Source organism: Bradyrhizobium sp. IAR9 (assembly GCF_013408065.1).
Lineage (GTDB): Bacteria > Pseudomonadota > Alphaproteobacteria > Rhizobiales > Xanthobacteraceae > Bradyrhizobium.
Map to the genome: position 1 here is coordinate 35,865 of NZ_JACBZW010000011.1, position 17,781 is coordinate 53,645.

Consider the following 17,781-nt stretch of genomic DNA (forward strand, 5'->3'; position numbering starts at 1 on the left):
CAAAACTCCTCACCAGTTGCGGAAGCGGCTGGGCGGACGGTAGAGGCCGCCGGAGGCCAGCATGAGGTCCTTGATCGAGCGGGCGGCGAGCAGACGGCGATCGGCGTCGAGCGGATCGATTCCGAGATCTTCGGGGCGGCGGATCACGCCGCGCTGCCGGAGCTGCTCGACCAGCTTGGCATCGCGCGCGCGGCCGATGTCGGTGTAGCCGGCAACGCCGCGGACCGCCTGCTCGCGCTCGTCCTTGCTGCGGCACATCAGGAGGTTGGCGATGCCTTCCTCGGTGACGATGTGGGTGACGTCGTCGGAGTAGACCATCACCGGCGCCAGATCGAGGTCGAGCTTGCGTGCCAGCTCCAGCGCATCCAGTTGCTCGACGAAGAGCGGGACGTTGCTGTCACCGAAGGTCTCGCCGATCTGCACCACGAGCTTGCGGCCTCGGCGCAGCGCCGCGCTGGAATCGGGGTCGGCCTCGGCGCCGGCCTTGAGCCAGGGTTCGCTCGGATGGCGACGTCCGCGCGGATCAGAGCCCATGTTGGGCGCGCCGCCGAAGCCGGCGATGCGGCTGGTCGTCACCGTCGAGCTGTGGCCTTCGAGATCGATCTGCAGCGTCGATCCGATGAACATGTCGCAGGCGTAGAGGCCCGCGGTCTGGCAGAAGGCACGGTTCGAGCGCAGCGAGCCATCGGGACCGGTGAAGAAGATGTCGGAGCGCGCCGCGACGTAATCCTCCATGCCGACTTCCGATCCGAAGCAATGGATCTGCTCGACCCAGCCGGACTCGATCGCCGGAATCATCGTCGGATGCGGATTGAGCGCGAAATGGGTGCAGACCTTGCCCTTGAGGCCGAGCTTCTCGCCATAGGTCGGCAGCAGCAGCTCGATCGCGGCGGTGTTGAAGCCGATGCCGTGGTTGAGCCGGCGCACGCCGTAAGGCGCGTAGATGCCCTTGATGGCGAGCATCGCCGTCAGGATCTGCGTTTCGGTGATGGCGGCCGGGTCGCGGGTGAAGAGCGGCTCGACATAGAAGGGCCTGTTAGCCTCGACCACGAAATGCACGAGATCGCCGGGAATGTCGACGCGCGGCACCTTGTCGACGATCTCGGTGACCTGGGCCACGACGAGACCGTTCTTGTAGCTGGTCGCCTCGACGACCGTCGGCGTGTCCTCGGTATTCGGCCCCGTATAGAGGTTGCCGTCCTTGTCGGCGCTGACAGCCGCGATCAGCGCGACGTTCGGCGTGAGGTCGATGAAGTAGCGGGCGAACAGCTCGAGATAGGTATGGACGGCCCCTAACTCGATCTTGCCGCCGAACAGCATGCGCGCGATGCGCGCCGATTGCGGGCCGGAATAGGAGAAGTCGAGCCGCCGCGCGATGCCCTTCTCGAAGATGTCGAGGTGGGAGGGCAGCACCACGCCTGATTGCACCATGTGCAGGTCGTGGACATCCTTCGGCTCGAGGTTCGCGAGCGCCGCGGCGAGGATATCGGCCTGCTTCTGATTGTCGCCCTCCAGGCACACCCGGTCGCCCGACCGGATCACCGCCTTCAGAAATGCGGGGAGGCTGGGGATCGGGACGACCTTAACCCTGGCGTGCTGCCGGCCGGCCGCGAGGCGCTCGCCCAGGGCGGCCTTTTGCATACCCCAATCGCTCATTTCAGCTCCTTGGCATGCGAAGTTGGTCTTCGATGGTCGAATGTATGCGTATTGCCTTCCCCTGTCAATTAGTGTATGCATAAACTAATAAGCGAGGAACTTTCGCATACACAGGAGGGAATTTATGATCCGAATGCATACAGAAGCCCCGTATCCTGGGGCTCGCGCCCCGCTCGCAGAGGGGAGGCGCCCGTGACCATTTCCGGCGTAGCTCTGCTCGCGATCTGCACCCTGCTGGGAGGCCTGCTTGGGCACCTTCTTGGCGTTGCCCTCGGTGTGAAGGCCAATGTCGGCGGCGTCGGCATTGCGATGATGTTCCTGATCGCGGCCCGGCTCTGGCTGGTGCGGAACGGCCTGCTCAGCCGCGGGCTCAATACCGGCGTCGAGTTCTGGGGCAGCTTCTACATTCCGATCGTGGTCGCCATGGCCGCGCAGCAGAACGTCGTCGCCGCGGCGAAGGGCGGCCCGATCGTCGTCATTGCGGGCGCCGGTGCGGTCGCGTTGTGTTTTGCGATGGTGGCCTTGATCGGCCGGCTCAGCGGCCGCGTCGAGACCATGGACGAGATCGAGGCGCGCGAGGCCGAGGCGCTCGCCGCGCCTCACTTCAAGTCCGGGAGGATCGCATGACCATGATCTCTCACGTTCTCGCCGCCAATTCCCTGATCACGGCGTTCGCCGCTGTCGGGATTCTGATGTGGATCTCCGGCACGATCTCGAAATACCTCACCTTCGGGCGTATTCACGGCTCGGCGATCGCGATCATGCTGGGTCTCGCGCTGGCCTTTTTCGGGGGGCTTGCCACCGGCGGCGAAAAGGGCGTCGCCGACCTGCCGGCGCTGACCGGGATCGGCCTGATGGGCGGCGCGATGCTGCGGGATTTCGCCATCGTCGCCACCGCCTTCGAGGTCGATGTCGTCCATGCGCGCAAGGCCGGGTTGATCGGTGCGGTCGCGCTCGGCCTGGGAACGGTCGTTCCGTTCATTCTGGGCGTGTTCGTCGCCGCGGCGTTTGGCTACACTGATGCCGAATCGCTGACGACGATCGGCGCCGGCGCGGTCACCTACATCGTCGGTCCGGTCACGGGGGCAGCGGTCGGCGCGTCATCGCCGGTTATTGCGCTCTCGATCGCGACCGGTGTATTCAAGGCGGTGATCGTGATGATCGGCACGCCCTTCGTCGCGAAGATGATCGGCCTCAACAATCCGCGCAGTGCAATGGTGTTCGGCGGCTTGATGGGAACGGTCAGCGGCGTGTCCGGAGGACTTGCGGCAACCGATCGGCGGTTGGTGCCTTACGGTGCATTGACCGCGACGTTTCATACCGGGCTTGGATGCTTGGCCGCACCGTCCATTCTCTACTTCACGGTGCGCGCAATCATAGGAAGCTGAATGGCAGGTCTGTTCAAAGTCGCAGCCGAAGCAGAAGAAGATGGCGGCCTCCTCTCCGATCGCATCCGCAATGCGCTCACGGACGAGATTGCGTCCGGTGCGCTCGTTGCCGGCTCGGCTTTGGAGGAGCAGCAGCTTGCCGATCGCTTCGGGGCTTCCCGCACGCCGGTGCGGGAAGCTCTCCGGCAGCTCGCCGTCAGCGGACTGGTCGAGGTGCGTGGGCGTCGGGGGGTTGTGGTGGCGCGGATGACACCCGAACGGATTATGGACATGTTCGAGACCAGCGCTGAGGTTGAGGCCCTGTGCGTCAGGCTCGCGACCTATCGCATGACGCCGCTAGAACGCAGCCGCCTAATCGAGCTACACGAAGGCTCGCGGGCAATGGTCGAGGCCAACGACGTCGATGCCTATGATGCCTTCAACCGGGTCTTCCATGAATGCATCTACAGCGCGACGCACAACTCGTTCATGGCCGAGCAGGCGCAGGATGTTCGTGCGCGGCTGAGTGCCTTCCGCCGCACGCAATTGCGGCAGGGCGATCGCATCCGCAAGTCCCGCGACGAGCATGATGCGATCATGCAGGCGATCGCCGAAGGCGACGGCGAAACGGCCTCACGCCGAATGCGTGCGCATATGCTGAACGCCGCCGCAGCGCTGCGGCGCTACATTGATGACCGCCTCCGGCCCGTCGATGGGCCTGAGCCCGACAATCTCTGACAAATAGCGGTCCTGAACCGCTCTTGAAGCCAACCAGGGCAGGTGCGCGATAAGTTGCGTCTGCTTGAAATCACAATTTTAAGGAGAGCAACATGACCGATGGCAATTCTGGGGTGTCTGTCTACGACGTGCCTGCCGAGTGGTCGAAGCGCGCCTGGATCGACGATGCCAAATATGCGAGATGTACGCGCGCTCGCTGTCCGATTCCGACGGCTTCTGGGCCGAGCACGGCAAGCGTATCGACTGGATGAAGCCCTTCTCTGAGGTCAGCAAGTGCTCGTTCGAGCCCGGCAACATTTCGATCAAATGGTTCGAGGACGGCACGACCAAGGTCGCCTGGAACTGCATCGACCGTCATCTTGCGAAGCGCGCCGATCAGGTCGCGATCATCTAGGAGGGCGACGATCCCAACGAATCCAGGAAGATCACCTACGGCGAGTTGGCGCGGGAAGTCGCCACATTCGCAAATGTGCTGAAGGCGCACGGCGTCAAGAAGGGCGATACCGTCACCATCTATTTGCCGATGATCCCCGAGGCGGCTTACGCGATGTTGGCCTGCGCACGGATCGGGGCTGTTCACTCCGTCGTCTTCGGCGGCTTCTCGCCGGATTCGCTTGCGGGTCGTATCGAGGGCTGCGGGTCCAAGGTCGTCATCACGGCAGATGAGGGACTGCGCGGCGGTCGCAAGGTTGCCCTGAAGTCCAACGTGGACGAAGCGATCAGGAAGACCGGCGACACAATCAAGTCGCTGATCGTCGTCAAGCGCACCGGCGGAAACGTGGCCTGGTATGCCGGCCGCGACGTCTGGTACCACGAGGAAACAGCCAAGGTTTCTGAACATTGTCTGCCCGCGGAGATGAAGGCGGAGGATCCGCTGTTCATCCTCTACACGTCGGGCTCGACCGGCGCCCCAAAGGGAGTCGTGCATTCGACGGGCGGCTATCTCGTGTACTGGTGCACCGCCGACGTCGGCTGGGTTACTGGCCACAGCTACATTCTCTACGGACCGTTGGCGAACGGCGCGATCACGCTGATGTTCGAGGGCGTGCCGAACTATCCGGACAATTCGCGCTTCTGGAACGTCATCGACAAGCACAAGGTCAACATCTTCTACACCGCGCCGACCGCAATCCGTGCGCTGATGCAAGGCGGCGACGAGCCCGTGAAGAAGACCTCACGCGCGAGCCTTCGCCTCCTGGGCTCGGTCGGCGAGCCCATCAATGCGGAGGCCTGGGAGTGGTATCACCGCGTCGTCGGCGAGGGACACTGCCCGATCGTCGACACCTGGTGGCAGACCGAGACCGGCGGCATTTTGATCACGCCGCTGCCGGGTGCGACCAAGCTGAAGCCGGGCTCGGCGACGCAACCGTTCTTCGGCGTGGTGCCTGAAATCGTCGACGCCGACGGCAAGGTGCTGGACGGCGAGACGTCAGGCAATCTTTGTCTCACGCGTTCGTGGCCAGGCCAGATGCGCACGGTCTATGGCGACCACGCGCGCTTCGAGCAGACCTATTTCTCGACCTACAACGGCAAGTATTTCACGGGCGACGGCTGCCGCCGCGACGCCGACGGCTATTACTGGATCACCGGCCGCGTCGACGATGGCATCAACGTCTCAGGTCATCGTATGGGCACCGCCGAGGTCGAGAGCTCGCTGGTGGCGCACCAGGCGGTATCCGAAGCGGCGGTGGTCGGCTATCTCCACGACATCAAGGGCCAGGGCATCTACGCCTATGTCACCTTGATGCAGGGCCAGGAGCCGAGCGAAGCGCTGCGCAAAGAACTGGTCGCCTGGGTCCGCAAGGACATCGGCCCGATCGCCTCGCCGGACCTCATCCAGTTTGCGCCCGGTCTGCCGAAAACCCGTTCCGGCAAGATCATGCGCCGCATCCTGCGCAAGATCGCCGAGGACGAACCGGGCAGCCTCGGCGACACCCTCGACGCTTGCCGATCCCGCTGTGGTCGATGATCTCGTCAAGAACCGCCAGAACAGGAAGGGCGGGCCGGCTTAATCGTCGACGAACATCGGTGTGATTGTGATCCGGCATGCGCCACCGACCCGCGCAGCCATTCGAAGCCGACTTTGACGGAGGAACGATATGAGGCTTGTTCTCCTACGACCACCTGGCGCCGGGAAGGGAACGCAGGCGGTCAGGCTATCCCAGACGCTCGGGATCCCGCAGCTCTCGACTGGGTGACATGCTGCGCGCAGCGGTATCTGGGGGAGCCGCGATCGGACGACACGTCGCGGAGATCATGGAGCGCGGCGAACTCGTCCCGGACGGTCTGGTGATCGGGCTGATTGCCGAGCGCATTGCACAGCCTGACGCGGATCGAGGTTTCATCCTAGACGGATTTCCGCGCACGGTTGCCCAAGCTGAAGCCTCGACCATCTCCTAAAGGGCCATGAATTGACCACGTCCTCGAGCAACCACTCCTCTTCCGTCGTAATATTCTGAAGGTTTCCGGAGCTCTCCAGCTCAGCCAGACGCCAGATCTTCTCCTCGTTCCCTCGCTTATAACGGTCATACAACTGAGTGATGCGAATTGGCGAGCCCGGCTTTAAAACTCGGAGCTTTGCGATCAGCCCCGCCAGACTTCGGGCGGTGTAAGCTCCGCGACTGAAGCCAAAGATGAATATCTCATCTCCGTCATTGTAGTTCTCGACGAGCCACTCGTACGCGAGCCGGATGTTCTCATCAAGGCCTTTGCCAAAGACGCCGCCAAGGAAGCCATTCACGCCAACCTCATAATCCAGCGTCGAGCAACGCTGGTTCGTCGGCGCGCACGCCAACGTTGGAGGTGGATACGCGACCGACCTATTGCCTCAGGTGCCGTTGCGCTCGATCATGAAGAAGGCCCAGTCGCAAGGACTCGCATTCCGCAGCGAGGTGGATCTGGACGGTGACGGACTGTCGGCGCCGCTTGCGGATTCCTACAAAGAGTTTGCCTACGGCCTATACTCCAGGGTCACCAAGCCGCTCTATCGGACGATCGGCCAGGAGCCGGACGTCCGCGATGACGGGGCCCATGTGAATGTGAACGAGACGATTGACAAGTCCGTATTCGACCGCTGGCGGGCGGATGCGTCGTACCGTCCCAGGAATCTCGTTCAATGGCCAATCGGAAACGCGTGGACCTTGCCAATCTGACGTCTGTTCGCGCGGACGACCCGGCTGTCGGCGCTCAGGATTGAGTTTATCGATTGCCGCAGTCATGCGTGTTGATGCTGAGCCTTTGAGGGTAGAGGCTATAGTGGAACACGGCCGGTAACGGCGGATCCAGCCGATACCAGTTGGCGTTGCTGCCGGCCGCTGTGTCGCCGGCGCCCTGGGGAGCGCCTCATAGAGCTAAGTTAAGCGGGCTGCTAGGTCCGCCCGTCGTGGAGCCCTGAGCGCGCTCTGTCGCAGAAATTTTGGAGAGCACTTGGAGCCTGCACGTCTCGAGCCCATTCTGCTCGCGACGCTAACCTACGCGATTGGTCGAGAACGCACTCAATTGTGCGACTAAGGAGCGTGGTGCCTTTATGCAGAGATTGGCCTTTGCGATGATAGTGGGACTGCTCGTGTAAGCCCCCACAACAGCCGACAAGCGTCGATGTCAAATCGTGCGCAACCTGAAATTACACCCGATACTCCTCTTCGCCTTGCTGATGCCGCGAAGATCGCGTTTCCTTTGGGAGGAATGACGGTCGCGGGCTTACGTCGCGAGCGCGATCGTAACCGATTGGTCATTGAGAAGATTGCCGGCAAGGAATTTACAACGCTGGCTCATATCGAACGGATGCGAGAGCTATGCCGCGAAGAAGCAAGGGCGCCAGACTTCAGTTTAAGGCCGCCCGCCGAAACAAGAGCGGAAAGATCACCCACCAAGCAACCTGGATCATCAGAGACAACGGCCGGGACGTCGGCACAGGCTGCGCTGCAGATGAGATTGCGGCCGCAGAGGAAAAACTGAAGGATTACATAGCGTCTAAACACACTCCGAAGCGACGAATTCGTCACATAGACGATATCGCCGTTGCCGACGTCCTTTCGATCTATCTGGACGCGCAATTGGACAAGCTTCGCGGCCGTTTCAATGTCGATAGCGAGAACGAAGATACCATCCCCGATATCCGCAAGTTCAAAAGGCGGATCGAGCGGCTGAACGACTGGTGGGGAGCAAAAATGCTGGGCGAGGTGAACGGGGAGGCGTGTCGCTCGTACGCCAGGGAGCGCGCGCGGAGGGGAGGCGCGCGCCGAGACCTTGAGGACCTCCGCGCAGCAATTGGTCACCATGCGGCCGAAGGATTTCATCGGGAAATCGTCAAGATATCACTGCCAGAGAAGGGCCAAGCTCGAGACAAGTGGTTGACGCGCAGCGATGCTGCGAAAGTGATTTGGACATGCTGGCGCCATCGCGAAATGCAGAAGGGCTCGCGTCGGCCGACCGCCGACCTGAAGGTCCCGACAAGCAAGCGTCCGCTGCGCCATCTTGCACGGTTTATTTTATTGGGCATCTATAGCGGAACCCGGGCGGGCGCTATTGCAGCCGCATCTCCCATTCCTGCAATCGGTCGAGCTTATGTCGACCTGGAGCGCGGCCGCTATTACCGTCTAAAACAGGGCAGTGCCCAAACCAACAAGCGGCAGCCGACCGTCCCGATACCGTTGCGCTTGCTTGCTCACCTACGGCGCTGGCACCGGATTAATCCAGAGGCGAAGCATTTCGTCGAGTACAACGGAAGGCCCGTTACCTCGGTCAAAACGGCGTTCAAGAGTGCCGTGAGACTGGCAGGCCTTGGTCCGGGAATCTCCCCTCACACCCTACGACACACCGCAGCGACTTGGCTTATGCAGCGAGGCGCAGATCCTTGGCAGGCAGCGGGCTATCTCGGAATGTCGCTTGAGGTGCTGCTCAACACTTACGGCCATCACCATCCCGACTATTTGTCCGATGCCGTCGACAAAATCGCCAAGCGCGATCCAGCCGGCGAACGAAAAGCGCACGTATCTGGTGCGGTGATTCCGATCCGGGGAAATGGCGCCTGATAAGTTACTCACTATTTCGTGCGGAGCCGTTCCGTCCGCGGAAGGTACGACGCTGATCTTCGAGTCGACCTCGCCAATTACGGACGGTGGCTGCCGCAGCATCTGAGAGAGATTCCCAAGCACTACGAAGAAGGCGTTCCGCTGCGCGTAATCGAAAGCGAAGCAGTCGATCTGGGCCTCTTTGGGCGACCCGAAGTGGGCGGATCTGATCTGCCATTGGATCGTGATGTTGCCTTCGCTGAGGAGGAAACAGGATTGCCTCCGCTTGATCGGCATTCGATGAGGGCGGTAGCGAGGTAAGTGCGAGTTCCGGGTTTCAACAGTTTGGCTCTATTTCGGGTGGAACTGTTGAAACTATTGATTTTAGATGATAAATATCGTTTTAACAGCTGGGTTAGAAATCGGGCCAGATTGTTGAAACCATGGATTTTCAAGAGCTTAACAATGACCAACGCCGCGAGGTGGTCAATAGTCAGCAGCGCTTCCAGGCCCTGAGGGATGCCAAGGCGGCCTACGATACCCATCGGGGGTCCCTGACCTGGGTGGAGTCGAAAGGCCGCGAATACCTCGTCCGGAGCTACTACGACAAGGCCGGCCTCAGGAAGCAAGCCTCGCTTGGCTCGCGTTCGCCCGAAACTGAAAAGATGAAGGCGGACTTCGAAGCTAAACGTGCTGTTGCAGAAGACCGGGTGAAGAACTTGCGCGATACAATGGATCGTCAAGCCGCGGTCAATCGTGCGCTCGGCTTGGGCCGCGTACCGTTGCTTGGAGCCCGGATCATGCGCGCTCTCGACGGATTCGGAATCTTGGGTTCTGGGATCCGGATTCTCGGGACCAACGCGATCTACGGTTATGAGGCCTCTTCCGGCGTCAGACTCGATCCGGGCCTGGCCACGACGGAAGACATCGATCTGCTGTTCGATGCGCGCGGCGGACTAACGTTCGTCGCAGACGACCACGTCTCTGAGTCATCGCTCATGAAGATACTCAAGCGAGTGGACACCAGCTTCGAACGCGCCAAGCAGACGTTCCGCGCTATAAACCGGGACGGCTATCTCGTCGATTTGATTAAGCCAATGCAGAGCCCACCTTGGCGGAAGGGTCCAGATAAGATCGGCTCGGACCCGGAAGATTTGTCCGCTGTGCAAATCGAAGGACTCGATTGGCTGCAGAATGCTCCCGCGTTCGAGGCGGTCGCGATCGACGAAAAGGGCGAACCGGTACGCATCGTGGCTCCGGATCCGCGGGTTTGGGCCGCCCATAAGCTATGGCTGTCCCGTCGTGCGGACAGAGAGGCGCTCAAACGCCAACGAGATGCAGCGCAGGCTGAAGCCGTAGGCGCTCTGGTGGCGAACTATCTTACTCACCTTCCGTTCGACGCAGAGCAATTAAGGATGCTTCCGAAAGAGGTGGTGGACAGCGCGGCGCCTCTTTTCGCCAAGAAAAATAGCGCTGCTCGAGCCTAGCGGGCAGGGTCGGCATAAACGGCTCAGGCATATCCGGCGCCGCCGATCATCAGCGGCACCATGATATAATCAGCATGCTGCTGCTCATCGACATGCCGACGGTCATGATGCCGGCATCATCCCCAGCAGCACCAGCAGCACGACCAGCAGCAGCTTGAGCATCGGCGCCGCTGGGGCTGCCGGCCTCTCATTGGACGAGCGCTCCTCGAGACAAGGGCGCGATGCCGCGGCGTCCCGTTACGAGCATCCTCGGTGCTGGTGCTTGAAGCGCACACGCTACGACACACCGCAGACTTGGCTTATACAGAAAGGGCGCGGATCCTTGGCAGGCAGTGGGCTATCTCGGAATGTAGCTTGAGGTGCCGCTCAACACGTATAGCCATCAGAATCCCGACTATTTGTCCGATACCGTCGACAAAATTGCCAAGTGCGACCCAGCCAGTGAACGAAAAGAGCACGTATCTGGTGCGGTTTCTGGTGCGGTGATTCCGATCCGGCGAACTGGTGCCTGATAAGTCATTGATTTCTTTGGTGGGCCCGGCAGGACTCGAACCTGCAACCAGACCGTTATGAGCGGCCGGCTCTAACCATTGAGCTACAGGCCCCGCCGCGAGACGGCGCGCTTTGGTCGCGGCCGGCAACGGTGCGCGGTTCGTTTACAGGGATGGCGGCGGGGGTGCAATGCTGGCTCTGCTCTCGCGCGATATCGTCAGAGATTGTCGAATATCCGAAAGTGCCGATGGTGTCTTGTTAGTCCTGTTTTGCCCGACAAGTCAAAACGGCCTCGCCAAAGGCCGTTTTCGTGCCCCGCAACCCATTGTAATCATTGGGCCCTTCTACTGTGCATGGGGTTGTTTTCGCGATTCTTATGTTGAGGGGGCATGCCGGCCCCCTCAAACGTCTTGCCGGCGAGTGATGGTCCGGCGGCGTCCCTTATTGTTAGTCCACCGAGACCCCGGCGAACTCCACCACCTTGCGCCACTTCTCGGTCTCGTCGGTAACCAGCTTGCCGAACTCGGCCGGCGTCATCGGCTTGGGGATGCCGCCGGTCTCCGCGAGGCGGGCCACCAGCTTCGGGTCCTTCAGCGCTTCGCCGACGGCCTTGTTGAGGGTCTCGATCACTTCGGGCGGCGTGCCCTTCGGCGCGGAGATGCCGTAGAAGCCGACCGATTCGAAGCCCGGCACGGTCTCGGCGATCGCGGGCACGTCGGGCACGCTCGGCCACCGCTGCGGCGAGGTCACGCCCAGCGCGCGGACATTGCCGCCTTTCACCTGCTCCATGGCCGAAGGCAGATTGTCGAAGATCAGCTGCACCTTGTTGGAGATGATGTCGGGGAAGGCGATGGCGGAGCCGCGATAGGGCACGTGCACCATGTCGCACTTGGTCAGCACCTTGAACAGCTCGGCCGACATGTGCACCGAGGTGCCGTTGCCGGACGAGGCAAAGGAGATCTTGCCGGGATTGGCCTTGCAGTAGTCGACGAACTCCTGAACCGTCTTGGCCGGGAAGGCGTTGGAGACGACCAGCATGTTGGTGAGCTGCATGATGCTCGCCACCGGCACGGTGTCGCGCAAGAAGTCGAACGGCAGCTTCTTGTAGAGCGAGGTCGAGATCGCGTTGTTGGGCGCGACGAACAGCAGCGTGTAGCCGTCGGGCGGCGAGTTGATCGCGGCGGCGGCGGCGATGTTGCCGCCGGAGCCGGTGCGGTTCTCGACGATGAATTGCTGGCCGAGACGGTCCGACAGCCACTGCGCCATGATCCGCGCCACGATGTCGACCGGGCCGCCGGCGGCAAATCCAATCAGCCAGTGCACGGGGCGGTCGGGATAGGCGGCGGAGGCGGGAGGCGTTGCGCTGAAAAGACCTAAAAGGACTGTTAGCCCGAAAAAACCGCACCGCAAAATTCGCAACATGACGCCTCCCATTGTTCTATTGTCGTTGGCGACATGCTTTCACAAAATCCGCTCCCTGCCTACATCGCCGCAAGTCGGTGTTGACGCAGGTCCGTCAGGGACGCCCATGAGATTCGCGATCCTCACCCTTCTCGGCGCGGCGCTGCTCGCAAGCCCCGTTGCTGCTCAAACCGGAGGCACGGCCATTCCGACCACGACGATCAGTTTGGGCACCGCGACGCCCGGCGGCGGCTTTCCGCTCTTTGGCAACGCTTTTGCGGAGGTGATGAACGCGGCCGATCCGCAAATCTCCATCGCGCCACGCAACACCAAGGGCAGCAACGAGAACATTCCGCTGCTGGAGAAGGGCGAGCTCGATCTCGCGCTGGTTGCGGGCGAGCCGGCCTATGAGGCCTTCGCCGGCATCGGACGCGCGCCCGTGCGGCTGAAGATTCTCACCGCGATCTATTCCAACCCCGGCATGTTCGTGGTGCGCGCGGACAGTCCCTACAAGACGATCCGCGATCTCGTCGGCCAGCCCGTTGCGTTCGGCGCCAAGGGCTCGGGCCTGCCGATCCTGGCGCGCTATGTGCTGGATGGGCTCGGCCTGAAGCAGGACGAGGACTTCAAGGCCATCTATCTCGACCGCGCCGGCGACGGCCCCGCGATGGTCGAGGATGGCCGCGTCGCCGCGCTGTGGGGCGCCGGCATCGGCTGGCCCGGCTTTGCCGCGGTCGCCTCCAGCGCGTCAGGCGCGCGCTTCATCGCGCCTGACGTTGAAGAGATGACGCGCATCCGCGCCAAGCATGCCTTCCTGAAGCCGCTGCTGGTGCCGGCCAATAGCTATCCGAAGCAGGACGCGCCGATCGCCTCGCTGGGGTCCTGGAGCTTCGTGCTGACGCGCGAGGACCTGCCGGATGACGTCGCCTATCGCCTGGCGAAGACGCTGCACGGCGTCGAAGCAGAATTCTGCAAGAAACTCACACAGGCCTGCGAGACCACGGCGTCGAACACGGTCGCAGCGGCGCCGAGGCCGGAGCTGATCCATCCCGGCGTGATGAAGTATTTTCGCGAGATCGGGGTGGTGAAGTAGCGAATGGCGAGCTGCGAATAGCGAATGGAAGCATCCCCATTCGCTACTCCCTATTCGCCATTCGCCAACTCACTTCTTCACCATCGGACACGCCTGGTCCGGCGGACCGAACGCCTTGTCGCCGGAGATCGTGGTGAGGATCTTGTAATAGTCCCACGGATATTTGCTCTCCTCCGGCGTCTTGACCTGCACCAGCCAGAGATCGTGCACCATCAGATTGTCCTCACGCAGCTTGCCGTTGCGGGCGAAGAAATCCTCGATCGGCTTCTCGCGCATCTTGGCGGCGACCTTGAGCGGATCGTCGGTGCCGGCTTCCTTGATGGCGTTGAGATAGTGCATCACGGATGAATAGACGCCGGCCTGCCACATCGACGGCATCTTGTTCATCTTGGCGAAATAGCGCTTCGACCATTCGCGGGTCTTGTCATCCATGTCCCAATAGAACGACGTGGTCAGCAGCAGACCTTGCGCTGCCTGCAGGCCGAGGCCGTGGATGTCGGTGATCAGCGCCAGCAGCGCCGCCATCTGCTGGCCGCCCTTGAACACGCCGAACTCCGAGCCGGTCTTGATCTCGTTCATGTTGTTGGGCGGGCCGGCCGCGATGCCGATGATCTTGGCCTTGGAGGCCTGCGCCTGCAGCACGAAGGAGGAGAGATCAGGCGTTGCCAGCGGCGGCCGCACCGAGCCCAGCACCTTGCCGCCATTGGCGGTGACGACCGCGGACGCGTCGCGCTCGAGCGAATGGCCGAAGGCGTAATCGTCGGTGATGAAGAACCAGCTGTCGCCGCCGCGCTTGACCACGGCGTCCGCGGTGCCGACCGCGAGCGCGCGGGTGTCGAAAACCCACTGGATCGCGTAAGGCGAGCAGAACTTGCCGTGGAAATCGGCGGTGCCGGTGGAATGCGTGATGAACAGCCGCTTCTTCTCGTTGGCGACGTTCTGCACCGCGAGCCCGACCGCGGAGACCGGCACGTCGACGATCAGGTCGACCTGGTCGACGTCGTACCAGCGCCGCGCGATCGTGCCGCCGATATCGGCCTTGAGCTGGTGGTCGCCGATCACGATGCTGATCGGCTTGCCGAGCACGGTGCCGCCGAAATCGTCGATCGCCATCTGCGCCGCCGTCACCGAGCCCTGGCCGGTCGGCGCAGAGGCCGGGCCGTTCATGTCGGTAAGCACGCCGATCTTGACGACGTTGTCGGAAACCTGCGCCGATGCCGCACCGGACAGCAACGCCGCCGTCAAGGCGGCCGCGACCGGCAGTCCAAATCTGATTGGATTCACGCTTGTCCTCCCCTGATCCGGCACGTTGGCCGGTGTTGCCCCGGGTATGCCCGGCTGAATTGGTTTCTTTTGCAACTATTTTGGGGCGGGCGTCAATGTCAGGCTGCGAAGCGGATCCGCCCCGCGGGTGAGGGATCGTAGCCGGTCAGCTCATCGGCGCGCTGGCGCAGCCGCCGTTCGTTCAGGAATCCGATCAAGGCCTGCATGGCGGGGCGGAAATAGCTGCGCTGCCGCATCGCAAGGTCAAAATTCTCCCAGACCAGCGGCACGAAATCGAGACCGGCCGAACGCGCGGCGGCGCGCGTCGCGATGCCGCAATCGGCCTGGCCGGCGCGGACCAGTTCCGCAAGATCCGGTCCGGTCAGGGCCGGCGTCTCGACCCTGCGCAAATCCCGCGTCGTGGCGCCCACGCGCTTCAGGAGCACGTCGAGCAGCATCTGCGCGCCTGTGCCCTGTTGCCGCATCGCCATCCGGGCGCCGAGCGCGAGCACGTCGGTCAGGCCGTGCAGGTGCTTGGGATTGCCCTGCGGCAGCACGAGACCCTGTTCGCGGCGCGCGAACGCGACCAGCACCGCATCATGCAAATCCGGCGCGGCGCGCAGCGCCTCGACACTGGCATCCCCCGTGAGATCATCGGAAGCATCCAGGCCGTGGAAATGTATCGCCGCCGCCATCACCTCGTTGCGCTGCAAGCGCTCGAGCCCGCGCACGCTGCCCTCGCTCATCGATCCCAGGCCCGAGCCGGATTCGCGCAAGGCCCAATCCAGCAGCTCGTCCTGGCTGCCGCCGACGACCGGCGGCGGCTCCGCGATCAGCATGCCGGCCGGACGCGCGAGGCCAGAGAGCACCCAGAGATCGAGTTCGTGGCGCGGGAAGAGCCACTTCCCGGTCACCTTGGTGCAGGGGATCGCGCCAGTGGTGACGAGTTCGTAGAGCTTGCGTTCGCCGAGCCGAAGATAGTCGGCGGCTTCGCTGGTCGTCAGGAATTCCATCCTGCATTCCTATGCAAATTCTTGCTTCTTTTTGACGTTCGACGCAGGTGGAATTCTGCATTTCAATTCGTGTCCGCCGGAACCATGCCCGATCATCTCGCTGCTTTGCAACACATCCGCGCGCGCGTCTTTTGCTTTGGTGAATGATCCTGAATCGTTCGGCGCGTTGCCGAAATTTCCCGGGTGACGTGCGCAAAAGGCAAGCGCGTCACGAGTGCGGCGCAATCGATCATCATCATGATCGGGTCGTAGCCAAAGGAACCCCCGATCATGGGCCGCCTGTCCGTTGCATTCGCGCTGTTCTGCGGCCTCACCGCCGCCATTGCGGCGTCATCCGCCGAGGACCGCGGCTTCGTCCTTGCCACGACGACCGCGACGCAGGATTCCGGCCTGCTCGACTATCTGCTGCCGATCTTTCGCGACAAGACCGGTGTCGACGTGACGGTGATCGCGCGGCGCGCCGACGAGGTGCTCGACGGGCCGCGCAGGGGCGAGGCCGACGTCGTGCTGATGCATGCCCGGCCGCAGGAGGAGAAATTCGTCGCGGACGGGTTTGGCGTGAAGCGCTTTGACGTGATGTACAACGACTATGTGCTGATCGGGCCGAAGAACGATCCCGCCGGCGTCAGGGGCAAGGACATCGCGACGGCGCTGAAGGCGATCGAGGCCAAGGGTGCGCCGTTCGTGACGCGCGGCGACCGGTCGGGCACCCATGCTGCGGAGCTTGCGCTCTGGATCGTCGCCGGCATCGACATCGCCGGGGCCAAGGGCGCTTGGTATCGCGAGGCGGCACAGGGCATGGCCTCGGCTCTTGACGCCGCGCGCGCCGCCAATGCCTATGTGCTGTCGGATCGCGGCAGCTGGATCGCCTTCAGGGATCGCGGCGATCTCGACATCGTCGTCGAAGGCGACCGGCGGCTGCTCAATCAGTATGGCGTGATGCTGGTGAACCCCGAGAAGTTTCCGAACGTGAAGAAGGATCTCGCGCAGACCTTCATCGATTGGCTGACTTCGCCGGAGGGACAGACGGCGATCGCAGGCTACAAGGTCGACGGACAGCAGCTGTTCTTCCCCAATGCGGACAGGTCGGGCGGTTGACGTCGGCATCGCCGGTGGTTGCCAAACCGGGCGATGCATGGTCCACCATGGCGCATGACCCAGCGCCTGCCGCCATCGCTGACGCCGCTCGACACCGCGCTCGCCGCGTTGCTGAGCGGGCTTGAGCCGCTTGCACCGGTGGAGTTGCCGCTGAGCGAAGCGGCCGGCTGCATCGCGGCGGGCACGCCGCTGCTTGCGGCCCATCCGCATCACGACATCGCCGCCGCGGACGGCTGGGCGCTTTGCGCCAACGATCTCGTCGGCGCGTCCTCTTATTCGCCGCTGCCTTTGCCACAAGCGCCCGCGTGGGTCGAGGCCGGTGACCCGATGCCCGCCGGCTGCGACTGTGTGCTCGATGCCGATGCGGTCGATGCATCGGGACCGCTCGTGCAGGTGCTGGCGGAGGGCGTGCCGGGGCAGGGCGTCAGGCGTGGCGGCAGCGACATCGCGGAGCGCACGCCGGCCGGCGCCGAGGGCCAACCGGTCGTCGCAGCCGATCTGCTGCTCGCACGCATTGCCGGTTTGGACAAGCTCGGCGTGCGTCGGCCCCGGCTGCGCATCGTCAACGTGCCGGGTGCAACGGCAACGATGCATATGATCGCGGGGATCGCGCGCGCTGCGGGACTGGATGTGAAGACGTGTGAGGCGAGCGCGCGCGATGCGGTGGCGATTGCCGATGCGCTCGATACGTCCTCCTGCGATCTGATCTTCACAGCCGGCGGCAGCGGCGTTGGCCGCGGCGATGCGGCCGTGACGGCGCTGGCTCAGCGTGGTCAGGTGATCGCCCACGGTCTTGCACTTCAGCCCGGGCATACCGCCGCGGTCGCGAAGATTGGAAAGGTTCCCGTCGTCGCCTTGCCGGGCTCGCCGGATCACGCGCTGGCGGCGTGGCTCGCGCTCGTGCTTCCGCTCGTCGACCGGCTATCGGCGCGCCGGCCGCGCCGGCGCGTGACCCTGCCGCTTGCGCGAAAAATCGCGTCCAGCGTCGGCATCGCCGAGATCGCTTTGCTGGCCCGGGAACAGCACGGCTGGATGCCGCTTGCCGTGGGCGAATGGCCGCTCCAGGCTATTGCCGGTGCGGACGCATGGCTGCTCATTCCCGACAGGGACGAGGGATTTGCGGCGGGCGTGCCGGTCGATGCCTATCTGATGCGGGAATGA

15 protein-coding genes, 1 tRNA gene and 2 pseudogenes are annotated in these 17,781 nt (G+C 63.0%); 11 read left to right on the plus strand and 7 right to left on the minus strand.

The window, feature by feature from the left end; genetic code table 11:
• Positions 1-9: 9 nt before the first annotated feature.
• On the minus strand, positions 10-1,656 hold the full coding sequence (gene mdcA / locus GGD67_RS26200; RefSeq protein WP_179736866.1) for a malonate decarboxylase subunit alpha: 1,647 nt from the start codon (positions 1,654-1,656) through the stop codon (positions 10-12).
• A 192-nt stretch (positions 1,657-1,848) separates the two neighbouring features.
• Between mdcA and madL the strand changes: the two genes are divergently transcribed.
• From madL to GGD67_RS26225, 5 genes and pseudogenes are all read left to right on the plus strand, one after another.
• Positions 1,849-2,283 (plus strand): malonate transporter subunit MadL, encoded by a 435-nt coding sequence (madL, locus tag GGD67_RS26205; protein ID WP_179736868.1) that lies wholly within the window; start codon positions 1,849-1,851, stop codon positions 2,281-2,283.
• Positions 2,280-3,044: a malonate transporter subunit MadM gene (gene madM / locus GGD67_RS26210; RefSeq protein ID WP_179736870.1), complete on the plus strand. Its 765-nt coding sequence runs from the start codon at positions 2,280-2,282 to the stop codon at positions 3,042-3,044. Before madL ends, madM begins: the two co-directional genes overlap by 4 nt.
• Positions 3,045-3,761, plus strand: coding sequence for a GntR family transcriptional regulator (locus GGD67_RS26215; protein WP_179736872.1), 717 nt, complete (start codon positions 3,045-3,047; stop codon positions 3,759-3,761).
• Between the two features lie 92 nt (positions 3,762-3,853).
• Positions 3,854-5,773: pseudogene (gene acs, locus GGD67_RS26220) on the plus strand (acetate--CoA ligase).
• An 87-nt stretch (positions 5,774-5,860) separates the two neighbouring features.
• Positions 5,861-6,146 (plus strand): annotated as a pseudogene (locus GGD67_RS26225) (adenylate kinase family protein); the annotation flags it as partial.
• On the opposite strand, the gene GGD67_RS26230 reads toward GGD67_RS26225, so the two are convergent.
• A complete protein-coding gene (locus GGD67_RS26230; RefSeq protein WP_312013785.1) occupies positions 6,103-6,501 on the minus strand; it encodes a DUF2235 domain-containing protein in 399 nt (132 codons plus the stop codon). The pseudogene GGD67_RS26225 and the gene GGD67_RS26230 overlap by 44 nt on opposite strands.
• A 109-nt stretch (positions 6,502-6,610) precedes the next feature.
• On the opposite strand from GGD67_RS26230, the gene GGD67_RS26235 reads away from it, so the two are divergent.
• The 3 genes from GGD67_RS26235 (at position 6,611) to GGD67_RS26245 (ending at position 10,260) form a co-directional block, all read left to right on the plus strand.
• The gene (locus tag GGD67_RS26235) at positions 6,611-6,913 is read left to right on the plus strand and encodes a hypothetical protein (protein WP_179736876.1); all 303 of its coding nucleotides are present in this window, start codon (positions 6,611-6,613) and stop codon (positions 6,911-6,913) included.
• 642 nt (positions 6,914-7,555) lie between these two features.
• A complete protein-coding gene (locus GGD67_RS26240) occupies positions 7,556-8,794 on the plus strand; it encodes a tyrosine-type recombinase/integrase (protein ID WP_179736878.1) in 1,239 nt (412 codons plus the stop codon).
• A 422-nt stretch (positions 8,795-9,216) separates the two neighbouring features.
• Positions 9,217-10,260 carry a nucleotidyltransferase domain-containing protein gene (locus GGD67_RS26245; protein WP_179736880.1) on the plus strand — a complete coding sequence of 348 codons (1,044 nt, stop codon included), beginning with the start codon at positions 9,217-9,219 and terminating at the stop codon, positions 10,258-10,260.
• A 529-nt stretch (positions 10,261-10,789) separates the two neighbouring features.
• Here GGD67_RS26245 and GGD67_RS26250 read toward each other — a convergent pair.
• Positions 10,790-10,865: transfer RNA gene (locus GGD67_RS26250), tRNA-Ile, on the minus strand.
• A gap of 334 nt (positions 10,866-11,199) precedes the next feature.
• The gene (locus GGD67_RS26255) at positions 11,200-12,174 is read right to left on the minus strand and encodes a tripartite tricarboxylate transporter substrate binding protein (RefSeq protein ID WP_179736882.1); all 975 of its coding nucleotides are present in this window, start codon (positions 12,172-12,174) and stop codon (positions 11,200-11,202) included.
• A 106-nt stretch (positions 12,175-12,280) separates the two neighbouring features.
• Here GGD67_RS26255 and GGD67_RS26260 point away from each other — a divergent pair, with 106 nt between their 5' ends.
• Positions 12,281-13,246: a TAXI family TRAP transporter solute-binding subunit gene (locus GGD67_RS26260; RefSeq protein WP_179736884.1), complete on the plus strand. Its 966-nt coding sequence runs from the start codon at positions 12,281-12,283 to the stop codon at positions 13,244-13,246.
• 69 nt (positions 13,247-13,315) lie between these two features.
• Here GGD67_RS26260 and GGD67_RS26265 read toward each other — a convergent pair whose 3' ends face one another.
• The 3 genes from GGD67_RS26265 to GGD67_RS26275 all read right to left on the minus strand — a co-directional run bounded on the left by GGD67_RS26265 (position 13,316) and on the right by GGD67_RS26275 (position 15,747).
• Positions 13,316-14,530 carry an ABC transporter substrate-binding protein gene (locus GGD67_RS26265; protein WP_018317005.1) on the minus strand — a complete coding sequence of 405 codons (1,215 nt, stop codon included), beginning with the start codon at positions 14,528-14,530 and terminating at the stop codon, positions 13,316-13,318.
• A 98-nt stretch (positions 14,531-14,628) separates the two neighbouring features.
• Complete coding sequence (locus GGD67_RS26270) at positions 14,629-15,522, minus strand: helix-turn-helix transcriptional regulator (RefSeq protein WP_179736886.1); 894 nt, start codon at positions 15,520-15,522, stop codon at positions 14,629-14,631.
• Positions 15,523-15,531: 9 nt separating this feature from the next.
• The gene (locus GGD67_RS26275; protein WP_143109122.1) at positions 15,532-15,747 is read right to left on the minus strand and encodes a hypothetical protein; all 216 of its coding nucleotides are present in this window, start codon (positions 15,745-15,747) and stop codon (positions 15,532-15,534) included.
• 45 nt (positions 15,748-15,792) lie between these two features.
• On the opposite strand from GGD67_RS26275, the gene GGD67_RS26280 reads away from it, so the two are divergent.
• Positions 15,793-16,620 (plus strand): substrate-binding domain-containing protein, encoded by an 828-nt coding sequence (locus tag GGD67_RS26280; RefSeq protein WP_179736888.1) that lies wholly within the window; start codon positions 15,793-15,795, stop codon positions 16,618-16,620.
• A 54-nt stretch (positions 16,621-16,674) separates the two neighbouring features.
• Entirely contained in the window at positions 16,675-17,781 is a 1,107-nt protein-coding gene (locus GGD67_RS26285; protein ID WP_179736890.1) for a molybdopterin-binding protein, read from the plus strand.

Bases quoted from the DNA above. Each gene is read 5' to 3' on its own strand.
- mdcA (WP_179736866.1), bottom strand. From the start codon at position 1,656: ATGAGCGATTGGGGTATGCAAAAGGCCGCCCTGGGCGAGCGCCTCGCG.
- madM (WP_179736870.1), top strand. From the start codon at position 2,280: ATGACCATGATCTCTCACGTTCTCGCCGCCAATTCCCTGATCACGGCG.
- GGD67_RS26215 (WP_179736872.1), top strand. From the start codon at position 3,045: ATGGCAGGTCTGTTCAAAGTCGCAGCCGAAGCAGAAGAAGATGGCGGC.
- GGD67_RS26235 (WP_179736876.1), top strand. From the start codon at position 6,611: ATGAAGAAGGCCCAGTCGCAAGGACTCGCATTCCGCAGCGAGGTGGAT.
- GGD67_RS26240 (WP_179736878.1), top strand. From the start codon at position 7,556: ATGCCGCGAAGAAGCAAGGGCGCCAGACTTCAGTTTAAGGCCGCCCGC.
- GGD67_RS26245 (WP_179736880.1), top strand. From the start codon at position 9,217: ATGGATTTTCAAGAGCTTAACAATGACCAACGCCGCGAGGTGGTCAAT.
- GGD67_RS26255 (WP_179736882.1), bottom strand. From the start codon at position 12,174: ATGTTGCGAATTTTGCGGTGCGGTTTTTTCGGGCTAACAGTCCTTTTA.
- GGD67_RS26260 (WP_179736884.1), top strand. From the start codon at position 12,281: ATGAGATTCGCGATCCTCACCCTTCTCGGCGCGGCGCTGCTCGCAAGC.
- GGD67_RS26270 (WP_179736886.1), bottom strand. From the start codon at position 15,522: ATGGAATTCCTGACGACCAGCGAAGCCGCCGACTATCTTCGGCTCGGC.
- GGD67_RS26280 (WP_179736888.1), top strand. From the start codon at position 15,793: ATGGGCCGCCTGTCCGTTGCATTCGCGCTGTTCTGCGGCCTCACCGCC.
- GGD67_RS26285 (WP_179736890.1), top strand. From the start codon at position 16,675: ATGACCCAGCGCCTGCCGCCATCGCTGACGCCGCTCGACACCGCGCTC.